The sequence below is a fragment of the Thiothrix litoralis genome (genome assembly GCF_017901135.1).
Lineage (GTDB): Bacteria > Pseudomonadota > Gammaproteobacteria > Thiotrichales > Thiotrichaceae > Thiothrix > Thiothrix litoralis.
The window spans coordinates 3,134,475-3,155,257 of sequence record NZ_CP072801.1; the positions used below are offsets into that span (position 1 = coordinate 3,134,475).

The following is a 20,783-nucleotide window of genomic DNA, read 5'->3' on the forward strand; positions in this document are numbered from 1 at the left end:
CTTGTGATTCTCCTTTGGTACTATCGCCAACTATATAGGAAATACGCTAGTGAGGAACCGATGAGCAAGCCAACACACGAGAAAATGGGATTTTCTACCCGCGCCATCCATCATGCTTACGATCCGTATGCAGGCACAGGCGACCTGAACCCGCCGGTACACATGAGTTCCACCTACACCTTCCCCACCGTGGAAGACGGCAGCAAGCGTTTCGCGGGTGAGCAGGAAGGCTTCGTTTATTCCCGCGTCGGCAACCCGACCACCGTATTGCTGGAGCAGCGCATTGCCAGCCTTGAAGGTGGTGAAGCAGCGTTAGTAACAGCTTCCGGCATGGGTGCAACAGCTTCACTGCTGTGGACGCTGCTGAAACCCGGTGACGAAATCATTGCCGACAAGACGCTCTACGGCTGCACCTATGCCTTTTTCCATCACGGCCTGAGCAAATTCGGCGTAACGATTCGCCACGTTGACATGACTGACCCTGCCAACCTTGCCGCCGCCATCAGTGCCAAAACCCGCATGGTCTTCTTTGAATCCCCCGCTAACCCCAATATGCGGCTGGTCGACATTGCTGCTATTTCAGACATCACCCATCAATACGAAAACTGTAAAGTGGTAGTCGACAACACCTACTGCACACCCTACTTGCAACGTCCGCTGGAAATGGGTGCGGATTACGTGGTGCATTCCGCCACCAAATACCTCGGCGGACACGGCGACCTGATTGCCGGGGCGATTGTCGGGGATGCAGAAACGCTGACGGAAGTACGCTTCTACGGCATCAAGGACATGACTGGCGCGGTAATGTCGTCGCAGGATGCTTTTCTGGTGTTACGCGGCCTGAAAACGCTGGCGCTGCGCATGGATCGCCACTGCCAGAATGCGCAAGCGATTGCCGAAATGCTGGCGCATCACCCCAAGGTCGAGGTCTGCCATTACCCCGGTTTGGCAAGCTTCCCCCAATACGCGCTAGCAAAACGCCAGATGGCGCAGCCGGGCGGCATGATCGCGTTTGAACTCAAGGGCGGATTCGAGGCGGGTTGCCGTTTCATGAATGCGCTGAACCTGATCACCCGTGCCGTCAGCCTTGGTGATGCGGAAAGTCTGGCACAACACCCCGCCAGCATGACGCATTCCACCTATACCCCGGAAGAACGCGCCGAACACATGATCAGCGAAGGCTTGGTTCGGGTATCGGCAGGGTTGGAAGATACGGCTGATTTGCTGCGGGATGTGGAGCAGGCGTTATTGGTTGCCTGAACAAGGGGAAAATCATGTATCGCAACTTATTGATCTGTTTACTGATGGCAACTGCCCTTACAGGGTGTGCCAAGCTGGAAAAGGTTAATCACTTCTTACCAGCAGCCTTGGCGTGGTTCAATCAGACAGAACAGGAATTGTTGGCTGTCGGGCGTCCGCTGACTGCGGAGGAGCTGGAAATTGCCCATAAAGTCGGCGTCAGTCAACCAGAAAAAGTGCGGCTGGTTGTGCGTCCAGACTTTCCGATCCCATCTGACCCGGAACTTCGTCGGGAAGCGGAGCGTTTGCGCTTAGGAAGTGATTGGGAAGGAGGCAGAACCATGGGGTATGCCATTTTGCTCAAACCCGAGTTTGCAACCAACCGAACCATGCTCACCCATGAACTTGTGCACGTCACGCAAATTGACCGTATGGGGAATGAGGACTTCCTCAAACGTTACCTGATTGAAATGGAACTGCTTGGCTATGAGAACTCATTGATGGAAAAGGAAGCCCGGCAAGTGGCTGGGGAGGCTTTCTAGTCATATGAAAACGCGATTTTTCGAGGATGTCATCCCTTTGTCCGACTTGAAGGCAAACCCCGGAAAGGTAGTCAAACAAGCCAATGAAACCCAAAGTCTTCACGACTACGATGTGAGCCATTGATCCAGCGTATCCATATCCTGTTGAACTTCCACCACCGTCTGGCTAATAACAGGGATACCCAAACGTGACACGTGCGCGATGAAATCAGCCAAAACCATTTGTGCCGACCGTGCGGAACGTGCCAATGACAACGCCCCCTCGTTGAACAGGGCGGTTGCCAGTGCAGCCCGCACGCCGGGTATATCCAGCGTATCTATCTGGTTCACGCCAACCATTAACACATCTGGCTTGTCGCAGCTCATCACCAACACCATATCTTCGCGGGCAAAGCGCAGCACCTCGCCGGGGTTGTTTTTCAGGCTGCTGACATTAACCGTTCTCATAGAGACACCTCCCAAAAATATTGGACAGGAACATTGCAGGGAAAGACTGCTACTACCACCCTTCTGACTAGCCGGGTTGGGTTGCCAACATCGCCGGGCGCTGCCGGAACACCGCATACCACGCGATAATGTGCGGGCACCGCGCTTCTTGCAATAGCTGTGGCAAACGGAATTCCAGATAACCAACTGCTGCGCCTAGTGCGATATGCGCCAGCGTCAGCGCATCGCCCAACGTTTCCAGCCGGGTTTCGATGTATTGCAGGGTACGGATAATTTCGGCTGACCAACGCTGCATGGTTGGCGGGGAACGTTCCTGTTCTGGGCGACTGCGCTGCTCCATCACCAAATTATAAGCGGCGTCAGTCAGTCCATCCGCAAGGGCTTCCCAGCGTAATACTTCCCACTGCTGCCAGCCGGAGGCGGGAATCAACGGCACATCATCCAAACGATCAAGGTAACGGCAAATCACTGGACTATCAAACAACGCCTCACCATTTTCTAGCAATAGCGCTGGCACTTTGCCGAGTGGGTTGGATGCGAGCAATTCCACGGTAGGCTTACTGACATCTACTGTGACGGTCGTGATGCGGGCATCCAGCCCTTTTTCGAGCGCCAATAGGCGGACTTTGCGAGCGTAAGGCGAAGTTGGAGAGTAAAACAATGTCATCATGAGTGTTTTGCCTTGTTTTAAGCGATTCAAGCTAAAATGATAGTATCAAATACCCACGGTGCATACTGCACAAGGAACTCACTTGACTACTCCCCACGGCTAAAGCCGGGGGATTCCTAATTCACCGAGAACAGGACGACGACACCGAAATGCCATCGCCACTAACATTCTCTCCAAAGGCTAACACCGCCAGCCCGGCGGCTAAAATGTTACGTGCTGCATTCACGTCACGGTCGTGGGTTGTGCCGCATTCGGGGCACTCCCACGACCGCACGTCCAGCGGCATGTTTTCTTTCACGAACCCACAGCAGGAACAGCGTTTAGTGGACGGGAAAAACCGCCCGATCTCAACGTATGTCCTGCCAGACCAACCAGACTTGTATTCAAGCTGTCGGGTAAATTCGCCCCAGCTTGCATCAGCAATGTGTTTGGCTAGTTTCGGGTTCTTCATCATGTTCTTCACGGCGAGGTTTTCAGCACAGATAACTTGGTTCTCGTTAACTAATCTGCGGGACAACTTGTGCAAATTGTCCGAACGGCAATCGGAGATTTTCGCGTGAACACGGGCAACCTTGCGTTTAGCTTTCAACCTGTTCTTGCTGCCGAGTTTCTTCTTGGCAAGACGGCGTTGGTACTTCGCAAGTTTAACCGCGTGTTGGGCGGTGTGGAGGGGATTGCCGGACTTGAAGCCGTCGCTAGTGACGAACAAATCCTTGATGCCCACGTCAATGCCCACCTTTTTATCGGTGACAGGCAACAGCGTGGGTTCAAATTCACACAAGCAAGACACAAAATAGCGTCCGGCCTGATCTTTGGAAACAGTAACCGTGGTGGGGTCAGCCGGAAGTGCCTGACTCCACTTGATATTCAGCGGTTTATCGCACTTCGCCAGTTTCAATTCACCGTCACGGTAGCTGAACGCGCGGTACGTGAATTCAGCCGATTGGCGGTGCTTTTTAGATTTGAAGACAGGGTATTTTGCCCGACCTTCAAAGAAGTTTTTGAACGCCGTTTGCTGATTCCTCAAGCATTGTTGCAGCGGAACACTGGAAACGTCGTTCAGGAAAGTAGCTTCAGGCAGTTTTTTGATGGCAGTCAGTTGGGAACTCGCTTTCGTGTACCCAACTTTTTCCTGAGCCTGATAGTAGGCATCCGTGCGGTAACGCAAGATGCTGTTGTAAACGTAGCGCACACAACCGAACGTCTGAGTCAGCAACGTTTCTTGTTGTTGGTCTGGGTAGAATCGGAATTGGTAGGCGCGTTTAGTTTTCATTATTCACAAAATATCGTATATTTCGTGAAGAGTCAACAACCGAAGATAGCAAACCAAACGGAGGAGCGAGAAGAGGGTCGGCTGTCGCCGACGCGCTATCCCTCCCCATGCCTAAAGGCAGGGGTATCTCGCGCACGACTGATGAAACACCCCTACTTGATCGCCTGCGTTGCGGCTGCCCTGCTGGCAGGCTGCGCCAGCACTCCACCCGCCGAACAACTGAACCGTGAAATGGTCGGTGTCAGCGGCAAATCAGCACTATTCACCGCAGGCTACCGCGACGGCTGCCAAAGCGGTTTATCCGCAGGTGGTAACAAGTCATTTGCTTACGCCAAGGACTTAAGCAAGGTCAATAACGCTGACTACAAACTGGGTTGGGAAGACGGCTTCCGCGTGTGCCAGTCACGGCAGGTACAACGCAATAATGACCGTAACAGCTACGAGGGTTTTGGTGGCCACCCTTCCCCGTGGTTCCCGCGTACTGGCGTGAGCATTGGCGTACAATTGTAAGAAACACGGGCGGGGCTTCCATTACAATACGGTTACAGCTAATGTTAGCGCGGGTTAAATCACAACACATATTTTGAAGGACAGCATTGCCATGAATGAATTACTCCCCCCGCCCAGTATTGTGCCACTTGAGCACATTTTACCGGATGAACCACTCCTAATGATGGGCGCGGGGCCTGTACCAATCCCGCAAAAAGTCGCAGCGGCGAACTCGATCGTCATCAATCACCTCGGCGAAACCATGAACCGGGTGATTGAACAGGTCAAAGACATGGGGCGCTACGTGTTCCAGACCGATTCCAGCCACGTCATGGGGGTCAGTGGACCAGGATCAGCCGCGATGGAAATGGCGGTTGCCAATCTGGTATTGCCGGGAGAGCGCGTGCTGTGCATTACCAACGGCTATTTCAGCCTGCGCATGGCCGAAATCGTGCGACGGGTACGGGCAGAACCGACGATTCTGGAAATGCCCCACAACGAAAGCGCCGATCTCGCCTTGGTGGAACGCGCCCTTCAACAAGGCCAATTCCACGCAGTCACGCTGGTGCAGGGTGAAACCTCCAACACCGTCTGCAACAAAAACCTCGACCAGATCGCCAAACTTGCCAAACGCTACGGCTGTCTGGTCATCGTGGATGCGGTTTGCACCTTGAGCACCATGCCACTGGCGATGGATAACTGGCAAGTCGACGCCATTATTACCGGCGGGCAGAAAGGCTTGTCCTCAATCCCCGGCGTATCACTGCTGGCGTTTTCTGAATCGGCATGGGCGAAGAAAATTGCCCGCCGCGAAGAACTGCCGTTCCATTGGTGTCTGGATGCGCAACTCGCCGACAAGTTCTGGAACCAGAAATCCTATCACTACACCGCGCCCGTTTCCGGCATCCTCGCCCTGCACGAAGCCTTGCGTTTGGTGTGTGAAGAAACCTTGCCACAACGTTTCGAGCGCCATTTACGCTGCTCGGAAGCCCTGCAAGCCGGGGTAGAAACCATGGGCTTGAAGCTGTTAGTCGAAAAGCAGCACCGTCTGAATTCCGTGGTGGGGATTGTCGTGCCAGATCACGTTTCCGCAGACGTGGTACGCGCCCACATGTCGAAAGTCCACAAGGTGGAAATTTCTGGCGCGTTTGGGTTGAATATCCTGCGTATCGGGCAGATGGGCGAACAAAGCCGCGCTTACAACCTGTTCCGCACCTTGCACGCCCTCGGCTCGAGTATGCGTGCAGCAGGCGCATCGCTGGATTTACCAGCCGGTATGGCAGAGATGGAACGGGTCTTGTCGGGCGAAGGTTAAGCGCTTCACCCGCCTGACTTTTCGACGATAAACATCACACCATCCACGCCGGTCACACGCACCCGTGTACCGGCGGGCATGTCCGTGCCCTGTACTCGCCATGCGGTGTCACCGACCCGCATGGTGCCGCGCCCGCCGATAATGGCGGTGGTTAGCACGTATGCCTTACCGATATGGCTATGCAGGCGATTATTGAGGTCAGGGGAATCCGAGGTAATGTTGGCTTCGCTGAAGCGCGATTTGCGCCAGCCGAGCACACTGATCAATGACACCAGCCCAAATATCAGAATCTGGATTCCCAGCGACAACGACGGTATCAGCCATAAGGCAATACCCGTGACCACAGCACCAAAGCCGAACCACATCAGCACCATCGCAGGCGCAAACACTTCCAGCGCCATCAACAGCATACCGAAAATCAGCCAGTGCCAGAATTCAATTGGTAACGTTTCCAGTTCCATCAGCTTTTATCCTTCATCGCTTTCCACAATTCGTTGATGCTGCCGATGGAACCCATCAGGCCGCTGGTATCGAGTGGCATGAAAATGGTTTTTTGCTGGTCGGAATCGGCAAACTTGCCCAGTGCTTCGACGTATTTTTGTGCCACAAAGTAGTTGAGGGCTTGCACATCCCCTTCCGCGACCGCTTTGGATACCATCTGGGTGGCTTTCGCTTCAGCGAGGGCTTCACGTTCACGGGCTTCGGCACGCAGGAATGCGGCAGATTTTGCGCCTTCGGCTTCGAGGATTTGTGCCTGCTTTTTACCTTCGGCTTCAGTGATCTGGGCGCGTTTCTGGCGTTCGGCAGTCATTTGCAGGTTCATGGCGCGGATCAGGTCGGCGGGCGGTTCGATGTCCTTGATTTCGACCCGCAGTACTTTAACGCCCCACGCATTGGTGGCTTCGTCGACAATGGTGAGTACCCGTGCGCCGATTTCATCACGTTTGCTTAGCAGGTGGTCGAGTTCCAGCCCACCACACACCGAACGCAGGTTGGTCATGGTCAGATTGAGGATGGCGTGTTCCAGCTTGGCGACTTCATACGAGGCTTTGGCGGGGTCGAAGACTTGATAGAACACGACGCCGTCGATGTTGACGTTGGCATTGTCAGCGGTAATGACTTGCTGCGGTAGGATGTCGAGTACTTGTTCCATCATATTCACTTTGCGCCCGATGCGGTAAATCACCGGAATAATCAAGCCCAAACCGGGTTGCAGAGTGGTCACGTAACGCCCGAAGCGTTCGACGGTGTAGTTGTAGCCTTGTGGCACCATTTTCACGCCCATAAAAATGAGCGCAGCAATGAAGACCAGAACGGCGATGGCGAATGGGGTCATGAAGTACTCCTTACTGGTGGCTCCAGGGTATTGTTTCTATTGATCTACAGTGTATGCCTCTCAAACGCAAACCAACACTATTTCCAGATGAAGATGAAGTTACTTCAGGGGGAAGTTACTGAACAGCGAAGGATAAATCCGAATATCACCCTACAGCTTATCGGTTAGACTTTGCTCAATTCTGGCAACCAAAGGTATAATCGGTGGGGATTTTCCGATAAGCCTTGTTGAATCTATATAAATAAAAAATCATGAAAGATATACAACCGATTTTTGAATGGGCCCTACAAAACGGTGATGTTAAGGTGATAGACCGCATCTGCATCAAGTTATTACCAGTCATGCTCGAAAATAATATCCAGTTGACCGAAGCCTTAATCAAGAATTGTGACTCGATAGACGTTGCCGATACCCTCTATGACGAGGTACTGAAAATGGCGGTCAGCTTGGTAGGCAAGCCCTACGATACCCATCAGGAGGCTGAGTATGTTTGATATTAACGCCTACCCCTTCGACACAGAGCACAATTACATGGAAATAGGCGGTGAAGCCATGATTTTCCATTGTCACCACTATCTCACTATCCTGACTCGCACCATCCTTGATGCAGACTATATCGACAGCCGCCCGATGATGATTGGTAGTTCCGCTGACGCCAACTACAACCAGTTGAGAAGCCTCTGTGCGGATCGCAGCATCGCTGACGCCAAACTGATTGCCCAAGCAGTCTATAAAACGTTTGGCTATGGTTTGCTCGATCTTTCCAGCATGGACGAGAACGGCATCACCTTATCCACCACCAAATCTTTTTTCTCCAAAACGTGGAAAATGAAGTTTGGACTGAGAGATCAACCGATCGACTATTACACCAGTGGTTTTCTGGCAGCCGCCTATGCCGTGATCTACGGACGTGAGCTTGCTGAAGTACAGGTGGAACAAACCGAATGTATCGCCTGTGGTGCACCAGCCAATATCCACGTCGTGAAACCGGGCGCGAGCAACTTCGCCATTTATCCGCCAAAACAACCGGTCGCATTCAAGCATGTGCCCAAATTGCCGTTGAACTGGGAACACGAAGCGGCTCTGACCAATAGTTTCCTTGGAACCCATGCCACTTTAATCGGTAATGAGGAAGGCTATATCCCGGCCTTTGGTGTTTATGTGGTGCGTAACCAAAGCGATTATGTGAATCGCCTCCAGTTCGAGTTTGGGCGCGCCATGATCGAAGTGGCGGGTGATTACGGTATTACCCTTGCGGGTGAACTGTTGATGGAAGCAGGCCATGCCTGCGGTTTCTTCACCTATGGTGGCATTATGACGTCCAACGAATGGAATATCCATGTTAAGCCCTACCTCAAAACCCGTGAGGATTGGGTCAAAGGGCTTGCCACAATCATCAACACCATGGGCTGGGGCTATCATACTGCTGCCGAATTAAGCGAAGAACGGGCTGTATTCCGCAACTACAACGATTTCGAGGATCTCAGCTACCTGCGCATGTATGGCAAAAGCGACTATCCCATTCACTGGGCGAACAGCGGTGGCTTTACCGGTCTAATGCAACTGATTTACAAGACAAACCTGATCATCGACGGTAGCTTGGGAACTGAGGAAGGTTTCCGTCAGATGCGTCGCTCCAAGCTGGGTTATAAGACCCACATGAGTAGGAGCATCGCTTGTGGAGACGACTACCTCGAAGTAGTCATTAACCAATAACGGGTAGCTGGTCAGATGTCTAAACCTATCTCGCCGTGTGAAGTCACAAAGCTCAAACAGGATCTAGCTAGATTGGAGGACGCGGCACGCGCTAAGGCGCATATCTATAGACGTTTGCACGCATTGGGCAAGAGCCTGAACGAAACCTTAGAAGTCGAGCAGGTTCACGCTATTGCTGCCCACTTTGCGACCGAGGAACTAGGCTTTGAAAAGTGCCTGATCTTTCAGCATGATGATAGCAACGGCTGGTTCAGAATCGTACAGGCGGTCGGTTATCACAACCCCATTCACCAACGGGTTCTGAAAATCATCAACCTGTTGCTGTCCGGTGAGGTAGTGGAATATCTGCGGGTGAGTCGCAAGGCCATCATTCACACGCAGGCAGAGCCAAACCACATGGTTGAGAAACTGACCAATTCCTTGTTTCTGAGCGAATGTACGCTGGAATTGTTCGGTGGGGATGTGGAAATGCCCTTCGGCCTGATCATCGCTGGCAACGGTTTTCATGAACCGGAACGTTTTTCGCGCATCGGCACCGATTCCATACACATGTTGGCACTGGGCAATTTCATCGTCCAGCTGTCCAACAGCACCAACAATATTATCTTTTATAAAGCTTGGCGGGCAGAAAAGCAGTATCTGGAAGAAAACATTCTGCGGCGAACCGAAGAAATCACCGCACAGAAACAAACGTTTGAGGCGATCTACAAAACATCTAAGGATGGCATTGCCATCATCGATGTCGAAACCAGCGCCTTTCTGGATGCCAATCAAGCCTATCTGGACATGACGGGCTTCAGCTACGACGAATTACGGCGTACCAGCAATATCAAGCTCTGCGTCGAGGCAGACCGGGCGAGAACACGGTTGGCCATCCAAGAGGTGATAGAGCAAGGCTACATCAAGAATTTTATCCAGACTTCCCTCACCCGCGATGGCACACCCATCATCACCACGATGTCTATTGCACTCATGAGCGACGCTTCCAAAATGCTAGCCAGTGTGAAAGACATCACGGTGCAAAAGGAATTGGAGAGGAGTCTCACCGCCGAGAAGCAACGGGCTGAAAGTGCAGCACAGGCCAAGTCAATGTTTCTGGCCAATATGAGCCATGAAATTCGCACGCCCATGAATGCCATCATTGGCATGACCCACTTAGCGTTGCAAACCGACCTCGACAACAAACAACGCAACTATGTCTACAAAGCCAATCACGCGGCGGCAAGTTTGCTCGGCATTCTCAACGACATTCTGGATTTCTCCAAAATCGAGGCAGGCAAAATGGAGCTGGAGTGTACCCACTTTCGCCTTGAGGACGTTCTCGAACATCTGGAAAACTTATTGTCCTTCAAAGCCGAAGAGAAAGGCATCCACTTCAGCATCCATACCGATGCGGCAGTTCCTACCGCACTGATCGGCGATCCGCTGCGCCTTGGCCAAATTCTCATTAACCTCGGTAACAACGCCATCAAGTTCACCGACATGGGTGGCAAAGTCGACATCCGGGTGCAACTTGAAAAGACAAGCAACACGCAGGCACTGTTACATTTCCTGATACAAGACACCGGTATCGGCATGACGGAGGAACAGCAAGCCCGGCTGTTCCAGTCGTTTAGCCAAGCGGATAATTCCACCACCCGCAAATTCGGTGGCACAGGGCTAGGGCTTGCCATCTGCAAGAGTTTAAGCGAGCTGATGAGTGGTCATATTTGGACAGAAAGCCAGCCCGGTGCAGGCAGCATTTTCCATGTCACCTTAGCCATGCTGATACAGCAAGGGCAAGCATCTCCCAGACGATCCGAACAAGTCGCCGACAGTGCTCAGGTAGCCATCAACCTTGCTAGCTTAACAGGCAAAAGAGTCCTGTTGGTCGAAGATAACGCCCTCAATCAGGAAGTGGCTTCTGACATACTGACCGACTACGGGATGCAAGTGGACATTGCCAACCACGGCCAAGAAGCGCTGGATCTCCTCAAAGATCAGACCTTTGACTGTGTTTTAATGGACTGCCAAATGCCGGTCATGGATGGATGTACCGCCACCCGTGAAATACGCAAGCAAGCCAGATTCCAGTCATTACCGATCATTGCCATGACCGCCAACTCCATGAACGGTGATAAAGACAAGATTCTCGCTGTTGGCATCAATGACTACATTGCCAAACCCATTGATATTACTAACCTGATCGACACGCTGGTGAAATGGGTGAACGTCCAACAACCCGATTCCAACAGGGCATCCCAGCCCGATAAAGCCTTGCCGTCGACCAACACCATCGACCTGCCGGATTTGCCCGGTATCGATACAGCAAAAGGTCTCGCTCAAGTCGGTGGCAAAATAAATCGTTACCGCAAGTATTTAGGTGTTTTCCTTGAAGATAATCAGGACTTTGCATCAAAGCTGGGTCATGCACTGCAACAGCAAGACTTAGCGCTGGCTCACCGCCTGACTCATACCCTTAAGAGCAATGCCGCAGGCTTGGGCATGACCGAACTGCACCAAACCGCATTACATCTGGAAAGCGTTTACCAAACAGCACTGGACAACAGCGACGAATTGAAAGAGGCTCTTATCTCTCAATTACATACCGTTCTACAGGGGCTGCGAAACCTGTTTGAGCAGCAAGATACGTAACAATAATCACACAGTAAAATATAGGGATAGCCTAATGGCAAAAATATTGGTCGTAGATGACGATAAATTGACGAGAATGATGCTGAATGATGCGTTAAGTGAAGCGGGTCATCAGGTTATCGAAGCGGATGATGGTAAAAAGGTTGCAGCCTTGCTTAAGCAGCATTTCCCGCACATCCTGATTACCGACATCATCATGCCAGATCAGGAAGGGATTGAAACTATTCTGCAAATGAAGCGGGAGCATCCTGCTTTGCCCATCATCGCCATCTCGGGACACTATAACTACCTGAAAATGGCAGAAGCGTTTGGTGTCAATGCCATCCTGTTAAAACCGATAGATGAGGCACAATTGCTGAACAAAGTTGATGAATTATTAGCATCGCTGTAACCTGAGTGACGGTCAACAATCAGCATTAACGATGAAACACCTTGTCATTGACATTACCGCTCACGGCTTCGGGCACATTGCGCAAACGGCTGCCGTCTTGAATGCGTTGGACTGCACCGCTACCCGCCTCACCATCCGCTCCAGCGCGGCGGAACAGGTATTGCGCGAACGTATACGCCACCCGTTTACCCTGATCCACCACCAACAAGATGCAGGCATGTTGATGCACGACGCGCTGCGGGTGGATGCTACCGCCAGTATGCAATGGTACGAAAACTTCCACGCCACCTATGCTGCCCGCAAGGCACAAGCGGCGCGGGAACTAGAACAGCTTCAGCCCGATTTGCTGTTTGCTAACGTACCCTACCTGAGTCTGGATGCTGCCGGGGAAGCGAGCATACCCGCCGTGGCGCTGTGTTCGCTGAACTGGGGGGATGTGTTCCACGCCTATTGCGGTCACTTGCCGGGTGCAGGCAGGATTCGTGAGGAAATCCTCTACGCCTATGCGCAAGCAACCTGTTTTCTGCAACCTACCCCGTCAATGCCGATGCACCCTACCTTGCACACCCAGCCCATTGCGCCGATTGCCGCGCTCGGCATACCTCAGCAGGCTGTCTTGTGGGAAAAAACGGCGTTGCCCGAGCACACCCGCTTCGTGCTGGTCGCTTTGGGTGGTTTGGGCATGGATTACCCATTAGCAAACTGGCCGCACCTGCCCGGTGTCGTCTGGATTTTCCCGGATGTCGCGCTGACCCAGCAACGCGCTGATTTCATCCCGACCTCAGTATTGGGGCTGGATTATGTGGACTTGCTGGCATCCTGCGATGTCGTCATCACCAAAACCGGCTATGGCACACAAACCGAAGCCGTGGTGAATCAAGTGCCAGCCCTATGCATTTCACGCCCCGGCTGGCCAGAAGAACCGAATTTACCCCGTTGGCATCAACAGCAGGGTGAAGTTCTCTTCAGCGACTGGCGCACCATACAAACTGGCGCATTTGCCCAACAGATACTGGCATTACTGGAAATGCCGTGGGAAAAGCCGCTAGTATTCCCCACTGGCGCAAGTGAAGCAGCAGCCTTACTTGAACGGATGAACGAATGACCTCACCCAAGGAGCAAACACCATGCAAGATGGCATTATACAAGACAGCATGAAAGGCATTGCCAACATTGCCGATAACCCTTACAAGCATTTGCAGAAAATTTCGAGTGAGCTGGATAGCTACGACACCCGCGACAAAATTGACCGGGTGCTAGACGAACTGGACTTTATCCACGAATTAATTGACCCAGAAGCCCAGCCAATGGTGACACAAGTAACCAATGCCCTGATGGAGCGCTACCGCGCATTAGCCTAATTTTCTATTGACCATCCGAGCGTTTTTGCTTAAAAGGTGTGCTTTGTATACAACAAAGTGAACTTAACATGAACAAGAGTGTCTTTTCTGCTGTTAGCATCACGCTAACGGCAGCGCTAATTACTTCAGTAAACCTGACCCCCAATACCGCCCACGCAGCGGGCTGCCAAACCTTAAGTAGCAGCAACTTACAAGAAAGAGCCAGCACTTATCAGCCCACTATCCAGACTGCGGCCAGCCAGCACGGGGTCAGCCCCAGCCTGATCAAAGCGGTGATTACGGTGGAAAGTTGTTTCCGCAGCAAGGCACGTGGCTCACTGGGTGAGAAAGGCTTGATGCAACTGATGCCTGCCACCGCGCGACGTTTCAATATCAGCAATGGTTACAGCGCCCAACAAAATATCCACGGCGGGGCACGCTACCTCAGTTACCTGCTGCAACGCTATGACGGCAGCGTGCGGCACACTGTCGCAGCTTATAACGCAGGTGAAGGCCGCATCAAACTCAACCGACGCATTCCCAACCAGACCTATGTCAGCAAAGTATTACAAGCTTATGGGAAATTTTCGGGTAAAGGGGAAGCAACTGCCAGCAACCAGCCCGTCATGCAAAAAGCGTCTTGGAAAAAAGCAGTGACACCAGCGGCAACAAAACTTGCCAGCGCCTCCCTCTCAAGCAGCCTGCCGTGGGCAGATTTACCCACGAAAAAAGCATCAGGCACTTACACCGTGAAAGCAGGCGACACCGTATACGCCGCCATGCGTAACACCGGTGTGCACGTCAAACAGATTATTCGAGCCAATGACCTGTCCGCGCCTTACACCATCAAGGCGGGACAGGTATTGCGGCTAAACTAGGCGTTTAGCTGTTGTTGCCACCGAAGCTGGCCCGCCCGACGATCAGCGGGTCAGCCTGGTTGATGTTACGCAGGTCTTTGCCCTTGTAATCCATCTTGTTGAGCACGTAACGCATCGCGTTGAGACGAGCGCGTTTCTTGCAGTCTGATTTAACGATGATCCACGGGCACTCGGACGTATCGGTGTGGAAGAACATCGCTTCTTTCGCCTTGCCGTATTCATCCCATTTTTCGAGGGAGGCCAAGTCGATCGGGCTGAGCTTCCACTGCTTAAGCGGGTGAATTTCGCGCTCCTTGAACCGGCGGCGCTGCTCTTTACGGCTCACGGAGAACCAGAACTTGATCAGGTGGATACCACTATTCACCAAATGACGTTCCATTTCAGGAGCTTGGCGCATGAACGCGAGGTATTCATCTTCCTCACAAAAGCCCATGACACGCTCAACACCGGCACGGTTGTACCAAGAGCGGTCCATCAGCACAATTTCACCAGCGGAAGGCAAATGTTGGATATAACGCTGGAAATACCATTGCCCACGTTCCATATCCGTGGGTTTTTCCAAAGCCACGACTCGCGCACCCCGTGGGTTAAGGTGTTCCATGAAACGCTTGATCGCCCCGCCTTTGCCCGCCGCATCACGGCCTTCAAACAGGATCACGACACGTTGCCCCGTTTCACGTACCCAGGCTTGCAGCTTGAGCAGTTCCACTTGCAGGTGGTATTTCTGCTTTTCATAACTCTTGCGCGACAGACGGTTTTTGTAAGGGTAAACCGCATTGCGCCAGTCATCCACCAGTTCATCATCCGGGCTGACCGGCATCCGTGCTTCGTACTTTTTCCAGCGCAATAGCGAAGCTTTCAGAGCAGCGGCATCATCAGGCGATGCGCCCTCCAAAATCGCTTCCAGCGCTTTCAGCGCGGCTTCGCCATCCGTCGGCGGCGGCGTGGTGTGTTCCAGAATATCCTCCGCCGCACTGATTTTGGCATCTTGCGCTTCAGAACTGGCCTGCGTCACCGCAAATTCCTCAACGGCCTGATCGGTAATGGGGTCAATACTGACGGGTTGTTTTTGCTCTACCTGTTCTTTATCCATTATGCACTCCGCATTTTTTCACAAAAATTTAACTTTCTCATGCTAGCAAAAATGCGGCAAGCAGTTGCTGACAAATGTCAGGGCATGGGAATGACAGACAGTTGTCTCTTTAAAAACAGACTGCCATCTTCAATCCACGTACAAATTCCGCCGCCGACAGAACGACACCAGGATGTAGCGCGTCCCTTGCGTAGTCGGGCGTCCGCCGTGCGGGTGAGTGATGCAAGGGAACAAAGTACAATAGCCGTTTTTCGGGTTGCCCAATACTTGCTGGCGTGGGAACCACGTGCCACCGCCTTCAAACGCGGTATTCAAGCCAACGGTAAAGGTGTAATCGCCGAAATCCTGATGGATCGAGAGCAGTTGCTGGTCTTCGGCACGGTAACGCGCCATGAAACTCTCTTCCGCCATGGTATCCAGCCAGCGGCGGCCTTCCAGACGCCAGCGTTGGCGGGCAACCGGGTGGCAAAATTCTTCCAGCACCTTGTGGTACATGGCATCCAGCCCCAAATCGCGCAGCAATACATCGGTGGTTGGGTAGAAATTATGGCGGTCGGTTGACCATTTGCCTTGCTTGTCGGCCTCGGCAATGATTTCTTCGCAGAAGGCATGGGTGAACAGCGGAAAGTGGTAAATATCAGGGCTTAACGCCTCCACTACCAGATCAATTTCTTTGCTGCGTGTACCCGGCGCGATGTATTTCAGCACCCAAGCATCCCAATTGTCCTCCCATGAGGCCAGTGTGATCTCGTCCATTATTAGCTCCATCCTGTTATTGCGGTTTAATTTATTCAAACCCTGAAATTTAACGGCAAGTCAGCAGCGACAACATGCCCAGCCGCGCCAACGGGCAATTTCGACAGACAACTGCCCATCACCTTACCCAGACTCCCCATCGCGCCATTCATCACCCTGATTTGATAAGGCCGCTGGAAAACCACAGAATCAAAGCCCCTGAAACTCCAATAATAACAACAGACCTACCATGAGCCTTGCAATCGTTTATAGCCGTACCAATAACGGGCTGGATGCGCCACTGGTTAGCGTGGAAGTGCATCTCGCGAATGGCCTGCCCGGTGTTTCCATCGTCGGCCTGCCAGAAACAGCGGTGAAAGAAAGCCGCGATCGTGTCAAAGCTGCCATGACCAATTCCAATTTCAACTTTCCGTTACGGCGCGTCACTATCAACCTCGCCCCTGCCGACATCCCCAAAGATGGTGGGCGTTTCGATTTGCCGATTGCCATTGGCATGTTAGCTGCCAGTGAGCAGTTACCTCACGACGTATTGCAAGGCTACGAATTCATCGGCGAATTGTCCTTGGGCGGGCAATTGCGCCCAGTACGCGGCGTGTTACCAACAGCTTTCGCCGCCCTGCAAGCGGGACGCGCCCTGATCGTGCCGCAAGACAATGCCGCCGAAGCCAGCCTGATCCAAGGGTTGAAAGTTTACGCCGCCAGCACCCTCAGCGAAGTGGTCGAACACCTGCACGGCAGTGAACCGCTGGTGCGTTGGGAACAAGCCGTTGAAACCGCCGAAACCACCTACCCGTTTGACTTGAGCGACGTGAAAGGCCAATTCATGGCACGCCGTGCGCTGGAAATTGCCGCTGCCGGAGGCCACAACCTGCTGATGGTAGGCCCCCCCGGCACGGGCAAAACCATGCTGGCCAACCGCCTCGCCACCATTTTGCCGCCGCTGTCCGAAGAGGAAGCGCTCGAATCTGCCGCCATCGCCTCGATCAGCCACCACGGTTTTGAAGCCAGCCGCTGGGGGCAACGTCAGGTACGTGAACCGCACCACACCTCGTCCGGCGTTGCCTTGGTCGGTGGCGGCTCGCAAGTCAAACCGGGGGAAATTTCCCTCGCTCACCACGGCATTTTGTTCCTCGACGAACTCACCGAATTCAACCGCAATGTGCTGGACGTGCTGCGCGAACCGCTGGAAACGGGCAAGATCACCCTGTCCCGCGCCGCCCGCCAAGCCACTTACCCCGCCAAATTCCAGTTGGTAGCAGCGATGAACCCTTGCCCGCAAGGCCGCGCCTGTGACCTGCGTGACAACTGCGAATGCACCCCGGAACGCCAACGCAAACACCGCAGCCGCATTTCCGCCCCCTTTCTCGACCGCATTGACCTGCAAATCGAAGTGCCACGGGTAAGGCAGGAAGATCTCCAATCGCTCAAACACGGCGAAACCAGCGCAGTCGTGCGCCAACGGGTCGAAGCTGCCCGCACCCGCCAGCAAACCCGCCAAGGCAAGATCAATAACGCCCTGAGCGGACGCGATGTCGACCAGTATTGCCTATTGGCAGAAAAAGACCAGAAACTGCTGAATGCGGCGATGGAACGTTTCAAACTATCGGCACGGGCGTATCACCGTATCCTCAAAGTCGCCCGCACCATTGCCGATTTGGCAGAAAGTACCGAAATCCGCACCCCACACTTAACCGAAGCCTTGAGTTATCGGGCATTGGATCGTTTAGCCGCGTTATAATCCCGCTGGCAAATTAAGACGCAGGGGCGGGTAAATCGGTATGGAAACCATTATTCAAGTCATTCTGGCGGGTGGGCGCACCGGCGTTGACCTCGCGCTATACACCTTGTTACCCATTATGGTAGTCATGCTGGCACTGATGAAGTTGCTGGATGCTTGGGGCGTGTTGGCGTGGGTGGCACGCTTACTCAGCCCGGTGTTGAAACCGTTTGGTATACCCGGCTTGGGCATTTTTGCGGCGGTGAAAATGCTGCTGGTGAATTTTGCCGCTCCCATCCCCACCTTTGCACTCATGGGACAAGGCGGAACCTCGCGGCGGCATATTGCCGCTACCTTGGCGATGATGATGGTGATGACACAAGCCAATGTGTCGTTTCCACTGGCGGCCTTCGGGCTGGATGTGGGGATGTCATTGTTCACCTCCGTGCTCGGCGGGCTGTTGGCGGCTAGCGTAACCTACCATTACTTAACCCCGAAAACGGGCTGGGATGATGAAGCCTTTCCGGCTGAAGCACCGGATGTTTCCCCGTACAAGGGCAAAAACGCCATACGCATTTTATCCGACGGTGGCTTGGAGGGCATGAAAATCGTGGTGAATTCCATCCCCATGTTAGTGCTGGCCTTGTGTTTCGTGAATGCGCTCAAAGCCAGCGGCGCTATCGTGGGCTTAACCACACTGTTAGCGCCCGTGCTGGCCTTGATCGGTTTGCCGGAAGCCGCCGTTTTGCCCTTAATTACCAAGTTTATTGCGGGTGGCACAGCGTTCATGGCAGTCACCATCGACTTGATCCAGCAAGGCAGTCTGACCGCGTTGGAGTTGAATCGCATGGTCGGTTTTGCCACCAATCCGCTGGATATTGTGGGAATTGCCTTGTTTGCCAGTGCGCATCCGCGTGTCGCAGCAGTGATGCGCCCCGCCCTATTAGGGGCGTGCGTGGGCTTATTGGTGCGGGGCACAATTCACCTGATACTCTACTGATTTTGTGCCATCATAGCCGCCTCTAACTCAGGAAAAGGCACGATGACCCAAGCGATTCTGGAAGTCCGCAACCTGCACAAGCAATACCCCGGCGTGAATGCCGTCAACGGTATCGACTTCGCCGTTCCCCAAGGCATCTGTTTCGGGCTGCTCGGTCCCAATGGTGCGGGCAAAACCACCACCATCGAAATGATGGAAGGCATTATCAAACCCACCTCCGGCGAAATCTTCTACAAAGGTGAGCCACAGGGTGCACGTTTCCGGCAGGAAGCGGGTATCCAGTTCCAGTCGACTGCCTTGCAGGATTTCCTCACGGTGCGCGAAAACCTCAAGTTCTTCGGCAGCTTGTATCCCAACGGCCTACCGCTGGAAGAGCTGGTGGAAATCTGCCGCCTGAAAGATTACCTCGACCGCGACGCCAGCAAGCTTTCCGGCGGGCAACGCCAACGCATGTTGCTGGCACTCGCGTTGGTGAATGACCCCGATGTGGTCTTCCTCGACGAACCCACCACCGGCCTCGACCCGCAAGCCCGCCTGAATTTCTGGGAACTGGTCAACAGCATCAAGGCACGCAACAAAACCGTGCTGCTGACCACGCATTACATGGAAGAGGCTTACAATCTGTGTGACGAAATCGCCATCATGGATCACGGCAAAATCATTGCCCACGGTTCACCCGACGCGCTGCTAGCGAAACACTTTCAGGACGTAATCATCGAATTGCCGCAAAGCGATTTCCCGGAAGCGGCCAAAGATATTCCACACCGTTACCTCGACAAAGTGCGCGGCACGGTGGAAATCATCACCCCGGATGTCAACGGCACGCTGGCACAATTGATCCAGCACGGCGCATCGTTAGCGGGCTTACAAGTACGCCCCCGCACCCTCGAAGACTTGTTCCTCGAATTGACTGGCAAGGAGTTACGCGCATGATGAAACGCATCTGGGCGGCCTTTTACGCCCGCACCCTGGAATTTTTACGCGACCGCTCTTCATTGGGCTGGAATCTGATTTTACCGGTGGCGCTGGTCTTCGGGCTGGCCTTCGTGTTTTCCGGCGCAGGCCAGCCGTTGTTCAAGGTGGCGGTGGTGGCGGAACAGCCAGCCAATCACCCGTTCCTGCAAACCCAGCACGTCAATTTTTACGACATTACCCCGCAACAGGTGGACACCACCGTGCGCAAGGTCGGGCGGCATCAGGTCGACATGCTGCTGGATTTGCGTGCCGGGCAGCAACATTACTGGGTCAATAGCGACTCGCAGAAAGGCTACTTTCTGGAACGCTTGCTGGAAGGCAGCCCTGACGGGGCGCAACTGACCAAACAGAGCGTAAAAGGCGAAGAAATCCGCTACGTCGACTGGGTGGTTCCCGGCATTCTGGGGATGAATTTGATGTTCAGTTGCTTGTTCGGGGTCGGATTCGTGATCGTGCGTTACCGCAAAAGCGGCTATTTGAAACGCCTGAATGCGACGCCGTTGAGCGCCTCCGAATTCCTGTTGGCGCAGGTGTTTTCGCGGCTGTTACTGGTGGTGGCGGTGACTTCGCTGGTGTTTACTGGCACGAACCTGTTCATGCACTTCACGGTGGAAGGCAGTTATCTGAACCTATTGCTGGTATTGGTGTTGGGCGCTTTCACCCTGATTGCGCTGAGTCTGGTGGTAGCGGCACGGGTCAGCAGCGAGGAGTTGGCAGGCGGGCTGCTCAACCTGTTGACTTGGCCGATGATGGTGCTGTCCGGCGTGTGGTTTTCGATGGAAGGCACTAACCCGGTCATGCAATGGCTGAGCCAGTTATCACCGCTGACACACATGCTGAGCGCCGCCCGCGCCATTATGTTGGATGGCGCGGGGCTGGCCGATATTAGCGGGCATTTGCTGGTATTGGCGGGCATGTCAGTAGTCTTCCTGCTGATCGGTGCCGCAACCTTTAAGTGGACCACTGAATAAT

The 20,783-nt window shown here is 53.5% G+C and carries 22 protein-coding genes; 15 read left to right on the top strand and 7 right to left on the bottom strand.

The window, feature by feature from the left end:
• The first annotated feature begins 60 nt into the window (after positions 1-60).
• Together J9253_RS15240 and J9253_RS15245 are read left to right on the top strand one after the other, a co-directional pair.
• A complete protein-coding gene (locus tag J9253_RS15240; RefSeq protein WP_210221764.1) occupies positions 61-1,260 on the top strand; it encodes a methionine gamma-lyase in 1,200 nt (399 codons plus the stop codon).
• 14 nt (positions 1,261-1,274) lie between these two features.
• Complete coding sequence (locus J9253_RS15245) at positions 1,275-1,781, top strand: hypothetical protein (RefSeq protein WP_210221765.1); 507 nt, start codon at positions 1,275-1,277, stop codon at positions 1,779-1,781.
• Between the two features lie 105 nt (positions 1,782-1,886).
• On the opposite strand, the gene J9253_RS15250 is transcribed toward J9253_RS15245, so the two are convergent.
• The 3 genes from J9253_RS15250 to J9253_RS15260 form a co-directional block, all read right to left on the bottom strand.
• On the bottom strand, positions 1,887-2,228 hold the full coding sequence (locus J9253_RS15250) for a UPF0175 family protein (RefSeq protein WP_028488715.1): 342 nt from the start codon (positions 2,226-2,228) through the stop codon (positions 1,887-1,889).
• A 67-nt stretch (positions 2,229-2,295) separates the two neighbouring features.
• Positions 2,296-2,898 (bottom strand): glutathione S-transferase family protein, encoded by a 603-nt coding sequence (locus J9253_RS15255; protein ID WP_210221766.1) that lies wholly within the window; start codon positions 2,896-2,898, stop codon positions 2,296-2,298.
• A gap of 121 nt (positions 2,899-3,019) precedes the next feature.
• On the bottom strand, positions 3,020-4,171 hold the full coding sequence (locus J9253_RS15260; RefSeq protein WP_210221767.1) for an RNA-guided endonuclease InsQ/TnpB family protein: 1,152 nt from the start codon (positions 4,169-4,171) through the stop codon (positions 3,020-3,022).
• A 141-nt stretch (positions 4,172-4,312) separates the two neighbouring features.
• Between J9253_RS15260 and J9253_RS15265 the strand changes: the two genes are divergently transcribed.
• Both J9253_RS15265 and J9253_RS15270 read left to right on the top strand, forming a co-directional pair.
• The gene (locus tag J9253_RS15265; protein WP_210221768.1) at positions 4,313-4,681 is read left to right on the top strand and encodes a hypothetical protein; all 369 of its coding nucleotides are present in this window, start codon (positions 4,313-4,315) and stop codon (positions 4,679-4,681) included.
• Positions 4,682-4,772: 91 nt separating this feature from the next.
• Complete coding sequence (locus tag J9253_RS15270) at positions 4,773-5,975, top strand: pyridoxal-phosphate-dependent aminotransferase family protein (RefSeq protein ID WP_210221769.1); 1,203 nt, start codon at positions 4,773-4,775, stop codon at positions 5,973-5,975.
• A 5-nt stretch (positions 5,976-5,980) separates the two neighbouring features.
• Here the strand turns inward: J9253_RS15270 and J9253_RS15275 are convergent, their stop codons facing one another.
• Together J9253_RS15275 and J9253_RS15280 are read right to left on the bottom strand one after the other, a co-directional pair.
• Positions 5,981-6,436 (bottom strand): NfeD family protein, encoded by a 456-nt coding sequence (locus tag J9253_RS15275; protein WP_228291398.1) that lies wholly within the window; start codon positions 6,434-6,436, stop codon positions 5,981-5,983.
• Positions 6,436-7,311: an SPFH domain-containing protein gene (locus tag J9253_RS15280; RefSeq protein ID WP_210221770.1), complete on the bottom strand. Its 876-nt coding sequence runs from the start codon at positions 7,309-7,311 to the stop codon at positions 6,436-6,438. The genes J9253_RS15275 and J9253_RS15280 overlap by 1 nt, the downstream gene beginning before the upstream one ends.
• 251 nt (positions 7,312-7,562) lie before the next feature.
• Between J9253_RS15280 and J9253_RS15285 the strand changes: the two genes are divergently transcribed.
• The 7 genes from J9253_RS15285 (at position 7,563) to J9253_RS15315 (ending at position 14,270) form a co-directional block, all read left to right on the top strand.
• Entirely contained in the window at positions 7,563-7,805 is a 243-nt protein-coding gene (locus tag J9253_RS15285) for a hypothetical protein (protein WP_210221771.1), read from the top strand.
• Positions 7,798-9,027, top strand: a complete 1,230-nt coding sequence (locus tag J9253_RS15290) for a 4-vinyl reductase (protein WP_210221772.1) — start codon at positions 7,798-7,800, stop codon at positions 9,025-9,027. The genes J9253_RS15285 and J9253_RS15290 overlap by 8 nt, the downstream gene beginning before the upstream one ends.
• A gap of 15 nt (positions 9,028-9,042) precedes the next feature.
• On the top strand, positions 9,043-11,661 hold the full coding sequence (locus J9253_RS15295) for an ATP-binding protein (protein ID WP_210221773.1): 2,619 nt from the start codon (positions 9,043-9,045) through the stop codon (positions 11,659-11,661).
• 34 nt (positions 11,662-11,695) lie between these two features.
• Positions 11,696-12,052 carry a response regulator gene (locus tag J9253_RS15300; RefSeq protein WP_210221774.1) on the top strand — a complete coding sequence of 119 codons (357 nt, stop codon included), beginning with the start codon at positions 11,696-11,698 and terminating at the stop codon, positions 12,050-12,052.
• 31 nt (positions 12,053-12,083) lie between these two features.
• Positions 12,084-13,157, top strand: a complete 1,074-nt coding sequence (locus J9253_RS15305) for a hypothetical protein (protein WP_210221775.1) — start codon at positions 12,084-12,086, stop codon at positions 13,155-13,157.
• Between the two features lie 22 nt (positions 13,158-13,179).
• On the top strand, positions 13,180-13,413 hold the full coding sequence (locus tag J9253_RS15310; protein WP_028488725.1) for a hypothetical protein: 234 nt from the start codon (positions 13,180-13,182) through the stop codon (positions 13,411-13,413).
• Positions 13,414-13,481: 68 nt separating this feature from the next.
• The gene (locus J9253_RS15315; RefSeq protein ID WP_210221776.1) at positions 13,482-14,270 is read left to right on the top strand and encodes a transglycosylase SLT domain-containing protein; all 789 of its coding nucleotides are present in this window, start codon (positions 13,482-13,484) and stop codon (positions 14,268-14,270) included.
• A gap of 4 nt (positions 14,271-14,274) precedes the next feature.
• Here J9253_RS15315 and ppk2 read toward each other — a convergent pair whose 3' ends face one another.
• Both ppk2 and J9253_RS15325 read right to left on the bottom strand, forming a co-directional pair.
• On the bottom strand, positions 14,275-15,090 hold the full coding sequence (gene ppk2, locus J9253_RS15320) for a polyphosphate kinase 2 (RefSeq protein WP_228291589.1): 816 nt from the start codon (positions 15,088-15,090) through the stop codon (positions 14,275-14,277).
• 402 nt (positions 15,091-15,492) lie between these two features.
• Entirely contained in the window at positions 15,493-16,119 is a 627-nt protein-coding gene (locus tag J9253_RS15325) for a 2OG-Fe(II) oxygenase family protein (RefSeq protein ID WP_210221778.1), read from the bottom strand.
• Between the two features lie 229 nt (positions 16,120-16,348).
• Between J9253_RS15325 and J9253_RS15330 the strand changes: the two genes are divergently transcribed.
• From J9253_RS15330 to J9253_RS15345, 4 genes are read left to right on the top strand one after another with little or no spacing between them, the layout of a single operon-like run.
• Positions 16,349-17,857 (top strand): YifB family Mg chelatase-like AAA ATPase, encoded by a 1,509-nt coding sequence (locus J9253_RS15330; RefSeq protein WP_210221779.1) that lies wholly within the window; start codon positions 16,349-16,351, stop codon positions 17,855-17,857.
• 40 nt (positions 17,858-17,897) lie between these two features.
• Complete coding sequence (locus J9253_RS15335) at positions 17,898-18,836, top strand: nucleoside recognition domain-containing protein (RefSeq protein WP_210221780.1); 939 nt, start codon at positions 17,898-17,900, stop codon at positions 18,834-18,836.
• A 42-nt stretch (positions 18,837-18,878) separates the two neighbouring features.
• Positions 18,879-19,769 (top strand): ABC transporter ATP-binding protein, encoded by an 891-nt coding sequence (locus J9253_RS15340; protein WP_038140863.1) that lies wholly within the window; start codon positions 18,879-18,881, stop codon positions 19,767-19,769.
• A complete protein-coding gene (locus J9253_RS15345; RefSeq protein ID WP_210221781.1) occupies positions 19,766-20,782 on the top strand; it encodes an ABC transporter permease in 1,017 nt (338 codons plus the stop codon). The genes J9253_RS15340 and J9253_RS15345 overlap by 4 nt, the downstream gene beginning before the upstream one ends.
• Position 20,783: the final 1 nt, after the last annotated feature.